The organism is Rhodococcus sp. 5G237 (assembly GCF_053764735.1).
Genome location: NZ_JBSNCD010000017.1, coordinates 1 through 19,195 on the forward strand (window position 1 = coordinate 1; position 19,195 = coordinate 19,195).

Annotated in this window: 17 protein-coding genes, 1 rRNA gene and 2 pseudogenes; 9 read left to right on the forward strand and 11 right to left on the reverse strand. The window is 68.0% G+C overall.

From position 1 onward, the window contains the following. Positions 1 to 508 precede the first annotated feature (508 nt). The 3 genes from ACWPOC_RS25385 to ACWPOC_RS25395 are packed head-to-tail and all read left to right on the forward strand — an operon-like array spanning position 509 to position 6,211. On the forward strand, positions 509 to 2,527 hold the full coding sequence (locus tag ACWPOC_RS25385; RefSeq protein WP_120282127.1) for a maltotransferase domain-containing protein: 2,019 nt from the start codon (positions 509 to 511) through the stop codon (positions 2,525 to 2,527). Beyond that, positions 2,524 to 4,734, forward strand: a complete 2,211-nt coding sequence (glgB, locus tag ACWPOC_RS25390) for a 1,4-alpha-glucan branching protein GlgB (protein ID WP_120282126.1) — start codon at positions 2,524 to 2,526, stop codon at positions 4,732 to 4,734. Before ACWPOC_RS25385 ends, glgB begins: the two co-directional genes overlap by 4 nt. Positions 4,735 to 4,762: 28 nt before the next feature. Then, positions 4,763 to 6,211 (forward strand): neutral zinc metallopeptidase, encoded by a 1,449-nt coding sequence (locus ACWPOC_RS25395; protein ID WP_120282125.1) that lies wholly within the window; start codon positions 4,763 to 4,765, stop codon positions 6,209 to 6,211. Positions 6,212 to 6,279: 68 nt separating this feature from the next. Here ACWPOC_RS25395 and ACWPOC_RS25400 read toward each other — a convergent pair whose 3' ends face one another. The 3 genes from ACWPOC_RS25400 to ACWPOC_RS25410 form a co-directional block, all read right to left on the reverse strand. Then, a complete protein-coding gene (locus ACWPOC_RS25400) occupies positions 6,280 to 7,170 on the reverse strand; it encodes a tetratricopeptide repeat protein (RefSeq protein WP_120284137.1) in 891 nt (296 codons plus the stop codon). A gap of 115 nt (positions 7,171 to 7,285) precedes the next feature. Beyond that, a complete protein-coding gene (locus tag ACWPOC_RS25405) occupies positions 7,286 to 7,645 on the reverse strand; it encodes a DUF3817 domain-containing protein (RefSeq protein ID WP_120282124.1) in 360 nt (119 codons plus the stop codon). A gap of 105 nt (positions 7,646 to 7,750) precedes the next feature. Then, the gene (locus ACWPOC_RS25410) at positions 7,751 to 8,941 is read right to left on the reverse strand and encodes an acetyl-CoA C-acetyltransferase (protein WP_120282123.1); all 1,191 of its coding nucleotides are present in this window, start codon (positions 8,939 to 8,941) and stop codon (positions 7,751 to 7,753) included. 104 nt (positions 8,942 to 9,045) lie between these two features. Between ACWPOC_RS25410 and mce the strand changes: the two genes are divergently transcribed. The 4 genes and pseudogenes from mce to ACWPOC_RS25430 all read left to right on the forward strand — a co-directional run. Beyond that, positions 9,046 to 9,531 (forward strand): methylmalonyl-CoA epimerase, encoded by a 486-nt coding sequence (gene mce / locus ACWPOC_RS25415; RefSeq protein WP_016694038.1) that lies wholly within the window; start codon positions 9,046 to 9,048, stop codon positions 9,529 to 9,531. A gap of 83 nt (positions 9,532 to 9,614) precedes the next feature. After that, positions 9,615 to 10,640: pseudogene (locus ACWPOC_RS25420) on the forward strand (hypothetical protein); the annotation flags it as partial. A gap of 303 nt (positions 10,641 to 10,943) precedes the next feature. Next, entirely contained in the window at positions 10,944 to 11,681 is a 738-nt protein-coding gene (locus ACWPOC_RS25425; RefSeq protein ID WP_455409569.1) for a DNA polymerase III subunit beta family protein, read from the forward strand. 42 nt (positions 11,682 to 11,723) lie between these two features. After that, a pseudogene (locus ACWPOC_RS25430) lies at positions 11,724 to 12,068 on the forward strand (hypothetical protein); the annotation flags it as partial. A gap of 41 nt (positions 12,069 to 12,109) precedes the next feature. Here ACWPOC_RS25430 and ACWPOC_RS25435 read toward each other — a convergent pair. Continuing rightward, complete coding sequence (locus ACWPOC_RS25435) at positions 12,110 to 12,700, reverse strand: TetR/AcrR family transcriptional regulator (protein WP_455409570.1); 591 nt, start codon at positions 12,698 to 12,700, stop codon at positions 12,110 to 12,112. 150 nt (positions 12,701 to 12,850) lie between these two features. Between ACWPOC_RS25435 and ACWPOC_RS25440 the strand changes: the two genes are divergently transcribed. Further along, positions 12,851 to 13,072, forward strand: coding sequence for a hypothetical protein (locus ACWPOC_RS25440; protein ID WP_228525501.1), 222 nt, complete (start codon positions 12,851 to 12,853; stop codon positions 13,070 to 13,072). Positions 13,073 to 13,098: 26 nt separating this feature from the next. Here ACWPOC_RS25440 and ACWPOC_RS25445 read toward each other — a convergent pair whose 3' ends face one another. Together ACWPOC_RS25445 and nucS are read right to left on the reverse strand one after the other, a co-directional pair. Continuing rightward, on the reverse strand, positions 13,099 to 13,422 hold the full coding sequence (locus tag ACWPOC_RS25445; RefSeq protein ID WP_033096417.1) for a hypothetical protein: 324 nt from the start codon (positions 13,420 to 13,422) through the stop codon (positions 13,099 to 13,101). 2 nt (positions 13,423 to 13,424) lie between these two features. After that, positions 13,425 to 14,099: an endonuclease NucS gene (nucS, locus tag ACWPOC_RS25450; protein WP_006554723.1), complete on the reverse strand. Its 675-nt coding sequence runs from the start codon at positions 14,097 to 14,099 to the stop codon at positions 13,425 to 13,427. Between the two features lie 42 nt (positions 14,100 to 14,141). Here nucS and ACWPOC_RS25455 point away from each other — a divergent pair, with 42 nt between their 5' ends. After that, positions 14,142 to 15,689 carry an adenylate/guanylate cyclase domain-containing protein gene (locus tag ACWPOC_RS25455; RefSeq protein WP_120282118.1) on the forward strand — a complete coding sequence of 516 codons (1,548 nt, stop codon included), beginning with the start codon at positions 14,142 to 14,144 and terminating at the stop codon, positions 15,687 to 15,689. Positions 15,690 to 15,698: 9 nt separating this feature from the next. Here the strand turns inward: ACWPOC_RS25455 and ehuA are convergent, their stop codons facing one another. The 5 genes from ehuA to rrf form a co-directional block, all read right to left on the reverse strand. Beyond that, a complete protein-coding gene (ehuA, locus tag ACWPOC_RS25460; RefSeq protein WP_183070798.1) occupies positions 15,699 to 16,463 on the reverse strand; it encodes an ectoine/hydroxyectoine ABC transporter ATP-binding protein EhuA in 765 nt (254 codons plus the stop codon). A gap of 61 nt (positions 16,464 to 16,524) precedes the next feature. Next, a complete protein-coding gene (ehuD, locus tag ACWPOC_RS25465; RefSeq protein ID WP_120282116.1) occupies positions 16,525 to 17,169 on the reverse strand; it encodes an ectoine/hydroxyectoine ABC transporter permease subunit EhuD in 645 nt (214 codons plus the stop codon). Then, positions 17,166 to 17,900 carry an ectoine/hydroxyectoine ABC transporter permease subunit EhuC gene (gene ehuC / locus ACWPOC_RS25470; protein WP_120282115.1) on the reverse strand — a complete coding sequence of 245 codons (735 nt, stop codon included), beginning with the start codon at positions 17,898 to 17,900 and terminating at the stop codon, positions 17,166 to 17,168. Before ehuC ends, ehuD begins: the two co-directional genes overlap by 4 nt. Before the next feature lie 16 nt (positions 17,901 to 17,916). Next, on the reverse strand, positions 17,917 to 18,810 hold the full coding sequence (gene ehuB / locus ACWPOC_RS25475; protein ID WP_120282114.1) for an ectoine/hydroxyectoine ABC transporter substrate-binding protein EhuB: 894 nt from the start codon (positions 18,808 to 18,810) through the stop codon (positions 17,917 to 17,919). A gap of 306 nt (positions 18,811 to 19,116) precedes the next feature. Further along, a 5S ribosomal RNA gene (gene rrf / locus ACWPOC_RS25480) occupies positions 19,117 to 19,195 on the reverse strand; the annotation flags it as partial.

Consider the following 19,195-nt stretch of genomic DNA (forward strand, 5'->3'; position numbering starts at 1 on the left):
AGCATGTCGCTCAGGAGCTCAACGGTCGGCCACGCAAAACGCTCGGCTGGGATACCCCAGCCGAGCGTCTGCGTGATCTAATCACCACCAACTAACAGCGGTGTTGCGTCGACCCCTTGAAACCGCCGTGCACACCGCGGGGCCTTCTCTCCTGTGGCCGACCCCCCGTCGGCCGGTGGACTCAGAGTCCGCCGAGGAGCAGGTGCAGCAGGTCTCCGACGACTCCGATCAGACCGGCAACCAGACCCATGTGTTCTTCCCTTCGTCGTGCCTCCGGGGAGGCTGTTGTTGTCTTGCAGAACAAACAGTAGGGAGCGGGATGTTGCCGTCCGATCAATTGAAGTGAACGCTGAGTTACAGATAATTTCGGTGCTGCAGAGGGGATCCTTCGCGGGTCCCGCCGCATGCACAGCCCCGCGGCGCGACCTCCATTACGGTGGTTCGAGACACGGTCGTTGCCCCCATCGGCCCTGCTCGTCCACTCGGACCCGCACGGAACGGAGCTAGCGTGACAGGTCGGCTCGCCATCGACGACGTACAACCCTCCATCGACGGAGGGCGTTATCCGACGAAGGCGGTCGTCGGGGAGGTGGTGCCGGTCTCCGCCGTCGTGTGGCGCGAGGGCCACGACGCGATCGCCGCGACACTCGCCGTCCGAGGACCGGCCGACGACCCCGAATCCGCCGGCAGGCTGGTGCGGATCCCGATGGTTCCGGGCACCGAACCCGACACCTTCCACGCCACCTTCTCCCCCACGAGCGTCGGGGCGTGGACCTACCGGGTCGAGGCATGGAGCGACCCGGTGGCGACCTGGCGGCACGCGGTCACCGCGAAGACGGACGCCGGGCAGGACGCCACCGAACTCGCGAACGACCTCGAGGTCGGCGCACGGATCTTCGAGAAGGCCGCCAAGGGCGCACCGCGCGGCAACCGCCCCGCTCTGCTCGCGGTCGCTGCGTCCCTGCGGTCCGATCGACCGCTGGCCGAGCGTATCGCCCCGGCCTTCTCCCCCGACGTCACCGAGATCCTCCGCGCCCATCCCCTCCGCGAGCTGGTCACCCGCGGAAAGGCGTTCACGGCGTTCGTCGATCGTCGCCGCGCACTGTTCGGCTCCTGGTACGAGTTCTTCCCCCGGTCCACCGGAGGCTGGCACGAGGACGGAACCCCGCGGCACGGCACCTTCGCCACGGCCGCCGCCGATCTCCCACGCATCGCGGCGATGGGATTCGACGTCGTCTACCTCCCCCCGATCCATCCGATCGGCAAGGTCAACCGCAAGGGACCGAACAACACTCTCGTCGCCGGCCCGAACGACGTCGGGTCGCCCTGGGCGATCGGCTCCGACGAGGGCGGTCACGACGCCATCCACCCCGAACTCGGCACCGAGCAGGACTTCCGCGATTTCGTCGCCCGAGCGAAGGAACTCGAGCTCGAGGTCGCACTCGATCTCGCCCTGCAGTGCGCCCCCGACCACCCATGGGCCCGGGAGCATCCGGAATGGTTCACCGTGCTGCCCGACGGCACGATCGCGTACGCCGAGAACCCGCCGAAGAAGTACCAGGACATCTATCCGATCAACTTCGACGACGACCCCGAGGGCATCTACGCCGAGGTCCTGCGTGTGGTCCGGCACTGGATCCGGTTGGGCGTCGACATCTTCCGCGTCGACAATCCGCACACCAAGCCCCCGAACTTCTGGGAACAGCTCATCGCCGAGATCAAGCGCACCGATCCCGACGTGCTGTTCCTGTCGGAGGCCTTCACCCGCCCCGCCCGCATGTACGGGCTCGCACGACGCGGATTCACGCAGTCGTACACGTATTTCACGTGGCGGGTCGCGAAATGGGAGCTCACCGAGTTCGGTACCGAGATCGCCGCGAAGGCCGACGAGGCCAGGCCGAACCTGTTCGTCAACACCCCCGATATCCTGCACGAGACGCTGCAGCACGGCGGGCCGGGCATGTTCGCGCTGCGCGCGGCGCTCGCCGCCACCCTGGCTCCCTCGTGGGGTGTGTACTCGGGGTACGAACTGTTCGAGCACCTCGCGGTGCGACCGGGCAGCGAGGAGTACCTCGACTCGGAGAAGTACCAGTTGCGGCCACGCCGATACGACGAGGCACGCCGGCGCGGCGAGTCGCTCGAACCGTGGCTGACCACCCTCAACCGCATCCGGCGCGCCCACCCGGCATTGCAGCAACTGCGCAACATCACCTTCCACCACGTCGACAACGACGCGCTGATCGCCTACTCGAAGTTCGATCCGTCCACCGGGGACTGCGTGCTCACGGTGATCAACCTCAACCCCTACGGGGCCGAGCAGGGCACGGTCTGGCTCGACATGCCGGCGATCGGACACGACTGGCACGGCCACTTCCCCGTTTACGACGAGGTGAGTGGGGAACAGTACTCGTGGGGACAGGCCAACTACGTGCGCCTCGAGCCGTGGCGGGCGGTGGCGCACATCCTGGTCCTGCCCCCGATCGGCATTCCCACCCGCACAACGCTCGCCTACAGGAGGCAGTCGTGACCGTGCCGCCCCAGACGCCGGGCGCCGATGTTCCGCGCCGGCGCCACAGCCCGCGACCGGAGGACCTCGACCTGCTCGCCGCCGGTGAGCACCACGATCCGCACGCAGTGCTCGGGGCCCATCCGCATCCGGAGGGAACGGTCATCCGGGCGCTGCGCCCCGGGGCAGAGAAGGTCGCCGCGCGGATCGGTGGTCGCGACCATCCGCTCGAACCCGTGGGCGAGGACGTCTTCAGCGCCCTGATCCCGGTCTTCGATCTCGCCGACTACCGGCTCGTGGTGACCTACCCGTTCGATCACGTCGAGGTCGTCGCGGACGGCTACCGCTTCATGCCGACGCTGGGCGAACTCGACCGTCACCTGCTGAGCGAGGGCCGGCACGAACGGCTGTGGGAGGTGCTCGGGGCCCACCCGCGGACCTACGAGACCCCGGACGGCCCGGTGACGGGCACGTCCTTCGCCGTGTGGGCACCGGGCGCACGCGGGGTCACCGTCACCGGCGACTTCGACGGCTGGGGTGGGCGCACCACCCCGATGCGGGTGCTCGGCTCGAGCGGTGTCTGGGAGGTCTTCGTTCCCGGTGTCGAACCGGGCGCGCTGTACAAGTACCGGGTGCACGGCCGCGACGGATCCGTCCGCGACAAAGCCGATCCGATGGCGTTCGCCACCGAGGTGCCCCCCGCGACCGCGTCGAAGGTCACCGAGAGTCGTTACACCTGGAACGACGACGACTGGGTCGCGACCCGCGAGAAGGCGCAGCCCTGGCAGGAACCGATGGCGGTCTACGAGGTGCACCTCGGTTCGTGGCGCCCGGGCCTGAACTACGTCGAACTCGCCGATCAGCTGGCCGAGTACATCCTCGAGACCGGATTCACGCACGTCGAACTGCTGCCGGTCGCCGAGCATCCCTTCGGCGGGTCGTGGGGCTACCAGGTCACCTCCTACTACGCTCCCACCTCCCGGTTCGGCACTCCCGACGAGTTCCGCGCGTTCGTCGACCGTCTCCACGCCGCCGGGATCGGCGTGATCATGGACTGGGTGCCCGCCCACTTCCCGAAGGACGAGTGGGCGCTCGCGCGCTTCGACGGCAGCCCCCAGTACGAACATCCCGATCCGCGTCGCGGTGAGCAGCTGGACTGGGGCACTTATGTTTTCGACTACGGCCGACCCGAGGTACGGAACTTCCTCGTCGCCAACGCCCTGTACTGGATCGAGGAGTTCCACATCGACGGTCTGCGCGTCGACGCCGTGGCCTCGATGCTGTATCTCGACTACTCGCGCCCCGAGGGCGGCTGGACGCCGAACATCTACGGCGGGCGCGAGAACCTCGAGGCCGTCGCGTTCCTGCAGGAACTCAACGCCACCGTCCACAAGCATTATCCGGGGATCGTGACCGTCGCGGAGGAATCGACCTCCTGGCCGGGCGTGACCCGCTCGACGAACGTCGGCGGGCTCGGGTTCAGCATGAAGTGGAACATGGGCTGGATGCACGACACCCTCGGCTATCTCGGCCGCGATCCTGTGCACCGCACCTATCACCACCACGAGATCACCTTCTCGCTCGTGTACGCGTGGAGCGAGAACTTCGTGCTTCCCATCAGCCACGACGAGGTGGTCCACGGCAAGGGCACGCTGTGGACGCGGCTGCCGGGCGACGACGCCACACGGGCAGCCGGTCTGCGGTCGATGCTCGCCTACATGTGGGCGCATCCCGGCAAGCAATTGCTGTTCATGGGCCAGGAGTTCGGGCAGGTCGCCGAGTGGTCCGAGGAACGCGGGCTCGACTGGTGGCAGCTCGACGAGCCGCTCCACGCCGGTATCCACCGGCTGGTGTGCGATCTCAACGGCATCTACCGCTCGCATCCGGCGCTCTACACGCTCGACACCACGCCCGGCGGATACTCGTGGATCGACGCCAACGACGCGCACAACAACGTCCTGTCGTTCCTGCGCTACGGCAGCGACGGCTCGGTGCTCGCGTGCCTGCACAACTTTTCGGGCACGACCTACGGCGACTATCGTGTCGGATTGCCCGAACCGGGCACGTGGGAGGAAGTCCTCAACACGGACGCGACCGCCTACCAGGGCAACGGAGCGGGCAACTTCGGCGCCGTGGAGGCGGACGAACATTCGTGGCACGGGCGTCCCGCCTCGGCTCGGGTGACCTTGCCTGCGCACGGCGCCATCTGGCTGTCGTTGCGGAGGTGACGCTGCCCGACGACAGGAGCACAACGACATGCGACGGACGCACCGGTTCGCGCGACTGGTGGTGCCCGCACTGACCGTCGTCCTGCTGGCGGGATGCGCCCAGCGGATCGAAGGAACGGCGGTGTCGATCTACGACAACCCCTTCACCGTGGCGGGGCTGCCCGTCACCTCCGGGGCGTCGGGTCCGCGGAGCGGGGTGCCCGATGCGGACATCGAGATCGAGAACACCGACGGCGGTCCCGTCGACGTCCTGGCCGGCAACGCGATCGCCGACATCGAGGAGTACTGGCGTCAGGAGTTCGCGTCGGTCGCCCGGGGCACCTTCCGCCCGGTCGAGACGATCGTGTCGTGGGATCCGTCCGAGCGACGGGGACCGCGTTTCTGCGGTAAACCCACCTACGACTTCATCAACGCGGCCTACTGCAGCGGCGGCGACGAGATCGGGTGGGACCGCACCTACCTCATGCCGCAGCTCATCGACAGCTTCGGGCCGATGGCCGCGGTGACGGTCCTCGCCCACGAGTACGGGCACGCCGTCCAGCATTCGGCGGGGCTGGTCGCCGAGGACGATCCCGGCATCGTGTTCGAGCAGCAGGCCGACTGTTTCGCCGGGGCGTTCATGCGGCACGTCGCGGAGGGCCGGTCGACGCACTTCCAGCTCGACACCTCCGACGGGTTGAACAACGTGCTCGCGTCGATGGTGCTCTTCCGCGACGCCGATCCGAACGACCCCGACTCGATCCACGGCTCGGCCTTCGAACGGGTGACGGCCGTGCAGATCGGATTCACCGACGGGGCCGGCTCGTGTGCGCGCATCGACGCCGCCGAGATCGAGTCGCGTCGCGCCGACCTGCCGCAGTACTACAACTCCGCCGACGACGGCGAACTGCCGGTCACCGACGAGTCGGTCGAGGCGATCTTCGAGTCGTTCCACCAGGTCTTCGACCTCGACGCCCTGCCGCAACTCGATCTGTCGGGCGCCGACCTCGGATGCTCGGATGCCCGGGCCACCTCACCGGTGTCGTACTGCCCCGCGACGAACACCGTGGGCGTCGACATGGAGGCACTGAGCGAGCGCGGTACGGCCGCCCCGCCGGGAAGCGGCTTCGATCCCGGTGTCCGCGGCGACTACAACGCCTACGTGCTCGTCGCCTCCCGCTATGCCCTCGCGGTGCAGAAGGAGGCCGGCCAGTCGCTCACCGAGCCGCGCACAGCGCTGCGGGCGGCCTGCCTGTCGGGCGTGATCAGTGCCGCGCTGAGCCCGGACAGCACCCTCGCCTCGAACGTCGACCCGAGCCAGGTGCTCGTGTGGCTGTCCCCCGGCGACCTCGACGAAGCGGTCTCGGGCCTGCTCACCGACGGACTGGCCGCGAGCGACGTCAACGGCAACACGGTGCCGAGCGGATTCGCCCGGGTGGACGCCTTCCGCACCGGCGTCCTCGGCGGCGAGGCGGCCTGCAGCGGGCGGTACCGCTGAGACGGCACCGGCCGCCCACCACGAGTGGTGAGCGGCCGGTCGGGCGGATCGGTACGGATCGGTACGGATCAGTAGAGGGCCATCGCGAGCTTGCGGCGCGACGACACCACGACCGGATCCGCGGCATCGAACAGTTCGAACAGTTCGAGGAGCCGGGTACGTGCCGCGGTGCGTTCGTCCCCGGCGCTGCGACGCACGAACTCGATGAGACGACCGAAGGCCGCCTCCGGCTGCTGCGCGAACAGTTCGGCGTCGGCCGCCGTGAACTGGGCTTCGAGGTCGTTCGGAGCGGCATCGGCGCGCTCGACCGCATCCTCGGGAACCGTGCTCGCACGGGCCAGGAAACGCACCTGCCGCAGCGCGGCCTGCGCCTCGGTGTTGTTCGGCTCGGAGTTCAGGACGAGCTGATAGGCCGCCTCGGCGCCCTCGAAGTCGCCGTTCTCGAGTGCCTGCTCGGCGGCCTCGAAACGCGGGTCGGCGGGCTGTTCCTCCGGCTCGGCGCCGGGCGGGCCCGACAGCTTGCCTGCAACGGCGTTCTGGATGGCGTCGAGCCACTGACGCAGTGCGGGCTCGGGCTGCACGCCCTGGAAGTCGGCGAGCGGCTGGCCGGCCGCGATCGCGACGACCGTGGGCACCGATTGGACACCGAAGGCCTGCGCGATCCGCGGGTTCGCGTCGACGTCGACCTTCGCGAGGACCCACGCACCGTTGGCTTCGTTCGCAAGCTTCTCGAGGACGGGTGAGAGCTGCTTGCAGGGCTCGCACCAGGTCGCCCACAGGTCGACGATCACGGGCACCTGCATCGATCGCTGCAGCACCTCGGTCTCGAACGTCGCTTCGGTGACGTCCACGATCGGGGCGATGGCACCGGGTGCGGCACCGTCGCCACCGGACGGAGGCGGAGGTGGCGGCGCGGAGGCCCTCTCCTTGAGCGGTGAGAGATCCACCGCGCCGGACATCGCCGCGGCGACGGCGGCAGAACGTGCTGGACGGGAACCGGGTCGAGTCACGTCCACCAGTTTGTCACGAGTAGTCCGAATCGTGCTGCGCGGACCGGGGGACGTCGCCGTGAGGTCAGACGGTCGTGGTGGCGTCCTCGCGGGTGGCGGGAGCGGACAGCTCTCCGAGGCGGCCGGTGCGCACGGCCCAGCGCTCGAAGACGATCGTGCCGAACGGGGGCACGCTCGAGACGAGGGCGAGGAAGGTCGTCTTGAGATCCCACTTCAGCGACAGCGCCGTGAGGAGCGCGATGAGCACGAACGGGATGAAGCCGGCCACGCCGTGCACCATGCCCGGGATCGCGATGGCCTCTTCGTAGCCGAGCACCCACTTGAAGAACATGGCGATCAGGAGGGCGAGCCAGGTCACCGCTTCCCAGATCGCGATCAGCCGGAACCGTTTCGCGGGCGTGGACACGTCGAGGATGTTGGTCATGCGGCCATTGTGCCGAAACGCCTACGACAAGCCGTAGTTCAGTGAGAGACATCACGGCCCCGGCATGCTTGCGCCGGGGCCGTGAGCGTGCTGCGGAGAAAAGGGTCAGTTCTTGGGGACCCGCACGATGAGCGCGTCGCCCTGGCCGCCCCCACCGCACAGGGCGGCAGCGCCCACGCCGCCGCCGCGGCGCTTCAGCTCGAGCGCCAGGTGCAGCACGATGCGCGCACCCGACATGCCGAGCGGATGGCCGAGCGCGATCGCACCGCCGTTGACGTTCACCTTCGCGGGATCGATGCCCAGCTCGCGGGCAGAGACGATGCCGACGGCGGCGAACGCCTCGTTGATCTCGACGAGGTCGAGCTCGGTCGGGTCGAGGCCCTCACGCTCGCAGGCCTTGGCGATCGCCCGTGCCGGCTGCGACTGCAGGGTCGAGTCCGGTCCCGCGACGACACCGTGGCGGCCGATCTCGGCGATCCAGCTCAGGCCGAGCTCGGTGGCCTTGGCCTTGCTCATCACGACGACCGCGGCGGCACCGTCGGAGATCTGCGAGGCCGAACCGGCGGTGACGGTGCCGTCCTTCGAGAAGGCCGGACGCAGCGAGCCGAGCGACTCGGCGGTGGTCTCCGGGCGGATGCCCTCGTCGGCGGCGAAGACGATCGGGTCGCCCTTGCGCTGCTTGATCGACACCGGCACGACCTCGTCCTCGAACAGGCCGTCCTTCCAGGCGCGGGCAGCCCTCTGGTGCGAGGCGGCGGCGAAGGCGTCCTGCTCGGCGCGGGAGACGAAGCGCTCGCCGGAATTGGCCGACTCGGTGAGGTTGCCCATCGCCTGGTCGGTGAAGATGTCGTGCAGGCCGTCGTAGGCCATGTGGTCGCGCAGGGTCACGTCGCCGTACTTGAAGCCGGCGCGGGACTTTTCGAGCATATGCGGGGCCTGGCTCATCGACTCCTGGCCGCCGGCGACGACGACGTCGAACTCGCCGGCGCGGATCAGCTGGTCGGCCATCGCGATCGCGTTGATGCCCGACAGACACACCTTGTTGATCGTCAGTGCCGGGACGTCCATCGGGATGCCGGCGGCGACGGCCGCCTGACGGGCCGGGATCTGGCCGGCGCCGGCGGTGAGCACCTGGCCCATGATGACGTATTCGACCTGCTCAGGAGCCACACCGGCGCGTTCGAGTGCGCCCTTGATCGCCACGCCACCGAGATCCGATCCGGAGAAATCCTTGAGCGAACCCTGCAGGCGCCCCATGGGCGTCCGGGCTCCGGCGACGATGACAGAACTGCTCACGGGACATTCCTCCGAAAGATCGGCATGTGATCGGAAAACTCCAATCGGATATTCACCTGAATCCCGATAGGAGTGCACTCAACGGTACCGCTACCGTCTAGAGCATGACCGAGACCTCTCCCACATCCACTCCGGCGGCGTCCGTTCTCGCTTCCGGACTCGTCACCGCCATCGATCACGTCGGTATCGCGGTGCCCGACCTCGATGCCGCTCTCACCTGGTACGCCGAGAACCTCGGCCTCGTGTCCACCCACGAGGAAGTCAACGAGGAGCAGGGCGTGCGCGAGGCGATGCTGGCGGTTCCGGGGACCCCCGAAGGGTCCACCATGATCCAGCTGCTCGCCCCGCTGAACGAGAACTCCACGATCGCGAAGTTCATCGACCGCAACGGCCCGGGCCTGCAGCAGCTCGCCTACCGCGTCTCCGACATCGATGCCGTCTCCACGGCGTTGCGCGAGCGCGGCGTCCGGCTGCTGTACGACGCACCCCGTCGCGGCACCGCCGATTCGCGCATCAACTTCCTGCATCCGAAGGACGCGGGCGGCGTCCTCGTCGAGCTCGTCGAACCCGCAGCACATCCCGCTCACTGACGGCCGTTCCGGTGCGCTCCCGAAGACGGATGGGGCGGGAGCGCACCCGGGTCGTACCCGCAGGGACCGGGTAGATTGTCTCCATGGTCTTCGATCGTGATCGCGCACCCAGCCACCTGCCGTTCTCCATCGTGCGGAAGGGATTCGACCGCGACGAGGTGACCAACTACTTCGCCCGGTTCGAGGCCGAGCTGCGCGTGACCGCCACCGACCGCGACGCCGCCGCCGCGCAGGCCCGCGATCTGGCCCGTCAGCTCGAGAACGCCCGCAACGAGATCGACGAACTCCGCAAGGACGTCGACCGTCTGTCGGTGCCGCCCACCACCGCCGAGGGTATGAGCGACCGCATCTCGCGGATGCTGCGTCTCGCCTCCGACGAGGCCTCCGAGCTTCGTGCCCGCGCCGAGGCCGACGCCGCCGAGATGATCTCGCTGGCGGAGCAGGAGGGCATCCGCCTCCGGGGCGACTACGAGAAGAAGCTCGCCGAACTCGAGGACACCCGCATCGCCTTCGCGGCCGAGCACGAGCGGACGATGACCGCGGCCCGCGCCGAGGCCGAGCGGATCGTGGCCGCGGCCCGCGCGGAGGCCGAGCGACTCGACGCCGAGGCCGAGGCCAAGCGCGAGCAGGTGCAGCAGGACTTCGAGATCACGATGTCCGAGCGTCGCACGAAGCTGCTCGGAGCCCTCGACGAACTCGAACGGACGAGCAAGGCCGAGGCCGAACGCCGTGTCGAGGACGCCACGCAGGAAGCCGAACGACGGCTCACCCGCGCCACCGAACAGTCCGAGCGGAAGGTTGCCAACGCGCGCGACCTCACAGAGGAACTCCGCGTGCTGCGCGGACGCATCCTCGGCCAGCTCGACGCCGTTCGCGAGCAGCTCGACGACGTCCCCACCCTCCTTGCGGCGATCAACCGCGAAGGCGAACTGCTCGACCGGGAGATCTCCCTCGACGAGCCCCGCACGACCGTCCTCGGCACGGCGCGCGACAAGCAGGGCAGCGACAAGCAAGGCGGCGACAAGCAGGGCGGCGACGAGAAGGGCTCGGACGACGAGAGCCCGACGGAGCCGACATCCACCGAGGCCGACGCGAAGGCGGACAAGACCACACCGCTGCCGCAGACCGACAAGACCACGCCCATGCCGCAGGCCGACCGGACGGTGCGGATCCCGAAGAGCGATGCCCCCGGCTCTGCTTCCGGCGCGAACTCGGCCGCGCAGCCGAACAGCGGCGCGCAGGGCTCCCCGTCCACTCCGCGTACGCCGAACGCCTCGGCGCCGCATCGCTCGCTCTCGGTCGGTTCCGGTGTGCAGGGTCGCTCCCCCGCCGTGGCCAGCAAGGTCCGCAACTGACGGTCGCCGGCCCCTCGGGCTTGACCTTCGAGTCGGTCGAAGCTCCATGATGGGCCGGTGACCGACCCGGAGATGATGTCGATCGGCGTGTTCGCCGAACTCGTCGGACTGACCGCGAGCGCATTGCGGTTCTACGACGACGCCGGCCTGCTGCGCCCCGCGCGGGTCGATCCGTCGACGGGATACCGGTTCTACAGCCGATCCCAGGTCCCTCGCGCCTGCCGGCTGCGGCAGTTGCGGGAGATCGGGATGCCGCTGCCCGCCATCGGCGAGTTCTTCGCCGCCGACGCGGACGAGGCAGCGCGGTTGCTCGACGACCACGTCGCCGGGATGACCACGGAGGCCGAGAGGCTCCGACGGGCCGCCGAGACACTCGGCGCGTCCCTGCGGGCCGAATCACGCCGCGTGGTCTGCACGGTGCCGGGACCCGTCCTCGCCGGCGCCGTCGACCAGGTCTCGGCCTCCACCGGTCACGACCCCGACATCCCGGTGCTGAACGGCGTGCACATGGAAACCGGATCCGGCTGCGTGAGGTTGACCGCCACCGACCGGTACCGGCTCGCCACGCGGACGCTGGTGCCCACCGATCCGACCTGCCCGTCCTGGGCCGGCACGCTCTCCGGCGACGACCTGCGGGTCGCGACCTCCCGGCTCCGACGCAGTCCGTCGGTGACCGTCGAAGCGGACGAGCGGGCGGTCACCTTCCGCACCTCCAGCGGCGACGTCCTCCATTGCCGTCTGTTTCCCGAGCCGTTCCCCGACCACCACCTCCTCCTGAAATCTCTCCCGCGGTGACGCAGCGGGTCACCCTCGGCAAACGCCGCGTGGTGACGGTGCTACCTCGCCGATCTGTACGACGATCCCGCCGAGTCCCTGGTCTGGAATGTCCGCGCCCTCGACGCTGCCGATGCCCTCACCGACGGGCGCGCATAACGACACCACGACACCCTCCGGGTCGCTGGCTTCTATCCCAGCCTGTACCTGAACCTGGCCGACGACTTCCGCCGCCTCGGGTCGTTCCGGGCGGCCGCGGAACATCTCGACCGCGGGCAGGACCACATGTCCGCGCTCCCCGACGATCCCTACGGCGACACCATCCGCACGGCCGTCCACGAGGTGCGCCAGGCGATCGCCGACCGCGATACCGCGCCGCGAGCGTCTGCGCCGGGCACCGCCGGCTGAGGCGCCGAACCGACGCTCCGGTCCCGATCGGCCGCGGCCGTCTATGCCCGGTTCCCGTAGGCGGCCATGAACATGTCGATCAGGCCGTCGATCGCTTGCTCGTCGACAGGCCGGGGTGTCAACAACCAGCGGTAGTAGAGGGTTCCGCACAGCACTTCCGCGGGATACTCCAGCTCCACCCCGGGGACGAGTTCACCGTTGCGCTGGGCTCGCAGGATCCGATCGTAGGTGCGCTGTTCGACCGTGGACAGGAACCGTTCGTACAACGTGGCCCGGAGTTGTGGGTCCGCTTGGGCCTCGGCGATGACGGCTCGGTAGACGGGTCCGATCGGCGGCGTGGACAGGGCGTGACACGAGCGCACGAACTGCTCGTGCAGGTCCGACCTGATGTCCCCGTCCGTGCGGTAATCCAGATCGTTGACCCACACGAGGCCGAGCGCGTCGAGCAGGAGCGCTGCGATGGACGGCCAGCGCCGGTAGATCGTGTGCTTCCCGACTCCGGCCCGTCGTGCGACCGCTTCGATGCTCAGCCCCGCGTAACCGACCTCGGCCGCGAGTTCGAGCGCCGCATGCAGCAGCTCTCGGGTGCGCGCAGCGCCGCGGCGTCGCGGGCCAGTGGGCGAATCGGTCATACGCGCAATTCTATCGACACGCTCCGTGCCGTTGACGGTCGCCGCAATCGGGAGCATGATTCTCGCTATCGGCACACACCGTGCCGATAGTTCGACGCAGTATCTCGGGTGCAACCGACCCTCACCGACAGAGGAGACGCCGTGAAGACCATGACCTGCCGACAGCTGGGTGGCCCCTGCGACCTGGAGTTCAGCGGAGAGACCGCCGACGAGATCATCAAGGCACAGGATCGTCATCTGCGCGATGCCGCTCGAGGTGGCGACGCGACCCATCAGCCGGCACACGAACAGATGAAAGGACGCTGGCGGCACCCGATCAAAGCGATGGGGTGGTACCGCGACGTCAAGAAGGCGTTCGCCGACCTTCCCTGAGGCGACGGCCGAACGGCGACCGGACGCTAGGACCAGCGTCGCGTGGGGCGGCGGGTCCCGCGTCCCGCCCAACATCCGCTGTGCCAGTGCCGCCGGTCCTCCGCACCGCCGAGCGCATCGGTCGGCCAGGCAACGACATGGGGTGTTCCCGGCGCGATCTCGTGATCGCATCCCGGACACCGGTACGGCTTGGTGGCACGCGAACCCGGCACGGTGCGCACGGTGAAGCGTTCCCCGTCGGCCCCCGCGGGACCGTTCTCGGTGCGCACCGTCGCCCCGAAGTAGGTCGGGGATTCGTCGGCCGCCCCGCCGCGCTTGCGGCCGGTGCGGGATCTGTTGCGGCGCGGCACGATCAGAACAATCTGAACTCGGTGCTCTCGGTACCCCGCAGCGCCTCGTAGTCGAGCACGAGGCAGCGGATGCCGCGGTCCGTGGCCAGCGTCCGTGCCTGCGGCTTGATCTGCTGGGCCGCGAACACACCGCTGACGGGAGCGAGCAACGGATCCCGGTTGAGCAGTTCGAGATAACGGGTGAGCTGCTCCACGCCGTCGATCTCGCCGCGGCGCTTCACCTCGACGGCAACGGTCGCTCCGTCGGCATCACGGCACAACAGGTCCACAGGGCCGATCGCCGTGGGGTATTCGCGCCGGATGAGGGTGAAACCCGTCCCGAGGGTCTCGACGTGCTCGGCGAGAAGTTCCTGCAGGTGCGCCTCGACACCGTCCTTGATCAGACCGGGGTCGACACCGAGCTCGTGGCTCGAATCGTGGTCGATCTCCTCGAGAGTGATGCGCAGCTGCTCGCCCGCCTTGTTGGTGACGACCCACAGGGCCTCGGCGTCCTCGACGGACTCTTCCTCGAGCCAGCAGGGTGGGCTCATCCAGTTCAGAGGCTTGTAGGCACGGTCGTCGGCGTGGACACTCACCGAACCGTCGGATTTGACGAGGAGGAGACGTCGGGCCGTCGGCAGATGAGCCGTCAGGCGTCCGATGTAGTCCACACGGCAACGGGCAATCACAAGACGCACACAGCCACCCTAGAGGATCGACTCGACTAGTCTCGAACGACCATGCCCGCACGCAGTCACCGCACGGCCCCGCTCGGATCGGCGATCCTGGGAGAGCCTGCCGAACCGATCCGACGGCAACGCATCCGGATCCAGACCCTGTTGACGTTCTCCCTGATCGGTACGCATCTCGTCGGTGCCCTGATCGTGGCCGCTCTCATCAACGTCGTGATCCCGGGCCCGTCCGTGCTGAGCTCCGATTTCCTCATCGTGACCGCGATCCTCGCTCCGGTCTACGTGGTCTCGGCCGTCGTGGTCGGTTCGGTGCTCGGTACCCGGGCGACGCTCCGCAGGCTGCGGTGGGCGCTGGAGAACCGCCCACCCACCCCGCAGGAACAGCGGATCGCGTTGCGGATGCCCTGGCGCACCACCCTCCAGCAGGGAGCACTGTGGTTCATCGGGTTGATCCTGTTCACCGTCGGTTTCGGGGTCATCGACCCGCAGACGATCCCGAAGGTCGCACTGACCATCACCCTGGCCGGCGTCACGGTGTGCGGATTCGCGTACATGTTCACCGATTTCGCGCTGCGCCCCATCGCGGCGCGTGCGCTCGAGGTCGGAACGCCTCGTCGCCCGCGACTGGCCGGCACCACCGGACGGGTGATGCTCGCCTGGGCCCTGGGCAGCGCGGTGCCCGTCGTCGGCCTGCTGTTCATCGCGGTGTTCAGCTTCATCCGTCCCGTCACATCGACGCGACTGGCGATCACCATCCTCGCCATCGGCGGACTCGGTCTGCTCACCGGCTCGCTGCTGATGTTCCTCACCATCCGGTCGACGATCGCACCGATCGAATCGGTGCGCGCCGGGATGCAACGCATCGCGTCGGGCGACTTCGACACCGCGGTCGTCGTCTACGACGGAACCGAATTGGGGCAGTTGCAGACGGGATTCAATCGGATGGCCGAAGGACTGCGCGAACGCGAGAAGCTGCGCGACGTGTTCGGCAGACATGTCGGACGGGAGGTCGCGGCCGCGGCGCTGGCCAATCCCGGTGTCCTCGGCGGTGAGGAACGGGACGTCGCGGTGTTGTTCGTCGACATCGTCGGCTCCACCGCGTTGGCCGCGAGTCGCCCGCCGACCGAAGTGGTGGCACTGCTCAACCGCTTCTTCGCAGTCGTCGTCGAAGAGGTCCACGCGGCCGAAGGATTCGTCAACAAGTTCGAGGGCGACGCGGCGCTCGCGATCTTCGGCGCGCCGGTCGCCCTCGACAACGCCGCCGGTTCCGCACTTTGCGCCGCAAGGAGGATGGCGCGACGCCTCGCCGACGAAGTGCCGGAGTGTCGCGCGGGGATCGGGGTCACGGCAGGTCGCGCGGTCGCCGGAAACATCGGCGCGCAGGAACGCTTCGAGTACACCGTGATCGGCGATCCGGTCAACGAAGCCGCGAGACTGTCGGATCTCGCGAAGACCGTTCCGGGTTACGTCGCGGCGTCGGCCCGCACCGTGCAACTGGCCCCGGAGGACGAACGCGCTCGGTGGGAGCCGGGCGAGGAGATCACCCTGCGCGGCCGCTCCGAGCCGACCCGGCTGGCGACCCCGCTCGCGGAGTGACCGCCGGGCTCACTCCCCCGCCAACACCGCGTCGAGGAACTTGCGGGTGCGTTCCTCCCGGGGACTGGTGAAGATGCGCTCGGGCGGACCCTCCTCCACGATGCGACCCTGATCGAACATCAGCACACGATCGGAGACGTCGCGGGCGAAGTGCATCTCGTGTGTCACGATCAGCATCGTGATGTCGGTCGTCTCGGCGATCGTCCGCAGCACGTCCAGCACGTCGGCGACGAGTTCGGGGTCGAGGGCCGAGGTGACCTCGTCGAGCAGCAGGATCTCCGGATCCATCGCGAGGGCGCGGGCGATCGCGACCCGCTGCTGCTGACCACCCGACAGTTGCGTGGGATGGGCGGTCTCCTTGTCGGACAGACCGACCATCGCGAGCAACTCGCGCGCACGGTCGCGTGCCTCGGCCTTGCTGCGGCCGAGGACGTGGACCGGAGCCTCGGTGAGGTTCTCCATCACGTTCATGTTGGGGAACAGGTTGAACTGCTGGAAGACCATGCCGATGTTGCGGCGCATCGTCCTCAGGTAGCGCTCGGAGGCCGGGACGAGGCGCGACCCCTTGCGTTCGTGGCTGAGCGGTTCGCCCTTGACCCACACCACACCGTCGTCGATCTTCTCGAGGGTCATGAGCAGGCGCAGGATGGTCGTCTTGCCCGAACCGCTCGGACCGATCAACGTGACCCGTTCCCCCGGAGCGACGGTGAAGTCGAGATGGTCGAGGACCACGTGATCGCCGAATTTCTTGACCACGGAGTCGAATCGGATCATCGACCCGTCGGACGTGGCGGCGGACAGCGAGTCGCCGTCGGCACCGGCTTCCTTGTGCATCTCAATAGGCAAGGCGACGCTCCAATCGGCGGACGAGCAACGACGTCGGGTAGCTGGCGAGGAGGAAGATCAGGCCGGCCAGCGTGAGCGGCTCGAGGTACTGGAAGTTGCGCGCACCGAACTGCTGCGCCGCGGTCACCATCTCCACGACGGAGATCGTGAACAGGAACGGGGTGTCCTTGAACAGCGACACCGCATAGTTGCCCAGCGCAGGCACGACACGACGCACGGCCTGCGGCAGGATCACCGCACGCCACGTACGCATCGGCGACAACGACAGGGCGCGGCACGCCTCCCATTGTCCCTTCGGAACCGCGTCGATGCCCGCCCGGTACACCTCGGCCATGTAGGTCGAGTAGTGGATCCCCAGTACCGCGATGCCGATCTGCAACGCACTGAACTGCGGGAGCAGGTAGTAGACGAACAGCAGCTGCACCACGAGCGGGGTGAGCCGGATGAACTGGACGACAGCGGACAACGCCGTCGCGAGGACCTTCGGCAGCGAGCGGCGGGCGACGGCCACCACCAGCCCGAGCACCGCGGCGACCACGAATCCGAGGACCGTGGCCAGCAGGGTGATCCGGAATCCTTCGAGCAGTACCGGGAGCGCGTCGGCCGCGCGTTCCCAACTCCAGTCGACAGTCATGAACGTGCCCCTACCGGCTGATCGAAGACCGGGGCGAGCCCGAAGATCTCACGCAGAGTGGGACCGGTCCCGAGTCGACTCTTGGCACGCACCTCGAGCGCATTCATCAGCAGCGTCAGCAGATAGCCGAGCACGAAGTACAGCACCAACCCCACACCGAACGCGAAGATGGTGTCGCCACTGCCTCTACGGAGCTGCTCGATCTGGAATGTGAGGTCCTGCAGGAGGATGTAACTCGCCAGTGCCGTTCCCTTGAGCAGCTGGATGAGCAGATTCGTCAGCGGCGGGATCATCTCGGCCCAGGCCTGCGGGAAGATCACCCGTCGCATGCGTTGCCAGTAGCCGAAATTCAGCGCTGTCGCCGCCTCGAGTTGCGGCTTCGGCACCGAGGCGATCGCACCGCGCACCACCTCCGCTCCGTAGGCGCCGTAGTTGAGCGACAGGGCGAGGATCCCACACACGATCGATTCGAGCCGGAACCCGAACAACGGCAGGACATAGAAGAACCAGAACAGCTGAACGAGAAGCGAAGTGCCGCGGAAGAACTCGATGAACACCCGAGCACTGCCACGCAGGGCGAGGTTCTTCGCGCCTGCCGCCAGCCCGAGGGCCACGGCGAGCAGGAACGCGAAGACCGCACTCCCCACGGTCAATTCGACGGTGACGAGCAGACCGTCGAACAGTTGCGGAAGGGAGTTCCACAGCAGTTCGATCTTGGAACCGAGATCCATTACGACGCAGCCGAGATCAGGAAACGCCCTCGCAGAGCATCTCGGTCGTCAGCCCCGGATCGGGCATCTCGGCCTCCGTGAACCCGAACTCGCCGACGATCGACAGGTACTTCTGAGGGTCGGACGTGATCTTCGCGAGTTCCTCGTTGTAGGCGTCGCGCAGTTCGGTGTCCTCCTTGCGGAAGACCGTTCCGCCGGCGCCCACCTGAGGCACCCCGTCGATCTCCGCGACAAACGACTCGGTGACGTCGACGGGCGCACCCTCGTTGTTCTGTTTCATCCAGTTGAGGGAGATACCCGTCAGCGCGAAGACATCGGCGCGTCCGTTGACGACCGCATCCATCCCGTCCTGGGGAGACGCCACCTGCATCGCGTCGATACCGAGCGCAGAGGCGTAGTCGGCTTCGATCGCGCCGGTCATGACCGCCATCCGGACGCCGCTCTCGGCGATCGACTGCATGTCGGCGAGCTGTTCCGGGTTGCCCTGCGGGACCATGAGTGCGGTGGTGTAGTTGAACTCCGGCTCGCTGAACAGTGCCTGTTCGCAACGCTGCGGGAGGATCGACATGCCGGCGCTGACGACGTCGAACCGTCCGGCCTGCAGGCCGGGGATGAGCGCACCGAAGTCGGTAGCCACACCTTCGACGTTGTCGATGCCGAGGTTCTTGAAGATCTCGCGGTGCAGGGCGACGGTGGCGCCGGTGAGTTCGCCGTCCTGCATGAAGCTGTAGGGTGCCTCGCCGGCGAACCCGACGGTGACGGTGCCTTCCTGCTGGAGCCGTTCGAGGGTCGAGCCCTCGGTGTCGGTGTCGACGCTCGTACATCCTGTGACGGCCGCGCCGATGAGTCCCAGTCCCGCGATCACCGCCGTGAACCTGCCGGCGGTACCCGTAGTCGATCGATTCGTCATCGTCTCGCCCCTCCTCGTCGTCGACGAGAACGCCCCGACAGGCGCTCACACGCCGAACCCACACGAACCGTGCGATCGTGCATGAGCGGACGTTACCGACATAAGTAGGCATAGCCTGGAACAGAGCGTGTTTGTTACGAGGTCGTGATCCGTTGGGTGCCGGCGATCGGAGCGGGCGCACCGTACCCGAAATCCTTTTGGAGCGTAAGGACTTTCCCGGTGGGGGTGGGATCCTCCGACAGGTCTGAAGAGAACCCGGAAAACACGAAAGGGGACCCACAATGTGGGTCCCCTTTCGGAACGGGTGTTCGGCGGTGTCCTACTCTCCCACACCCTGTCGAGTGCAGTACCATCGGCGCAGACAGGCTTAGCTTCCGGGTTCGGA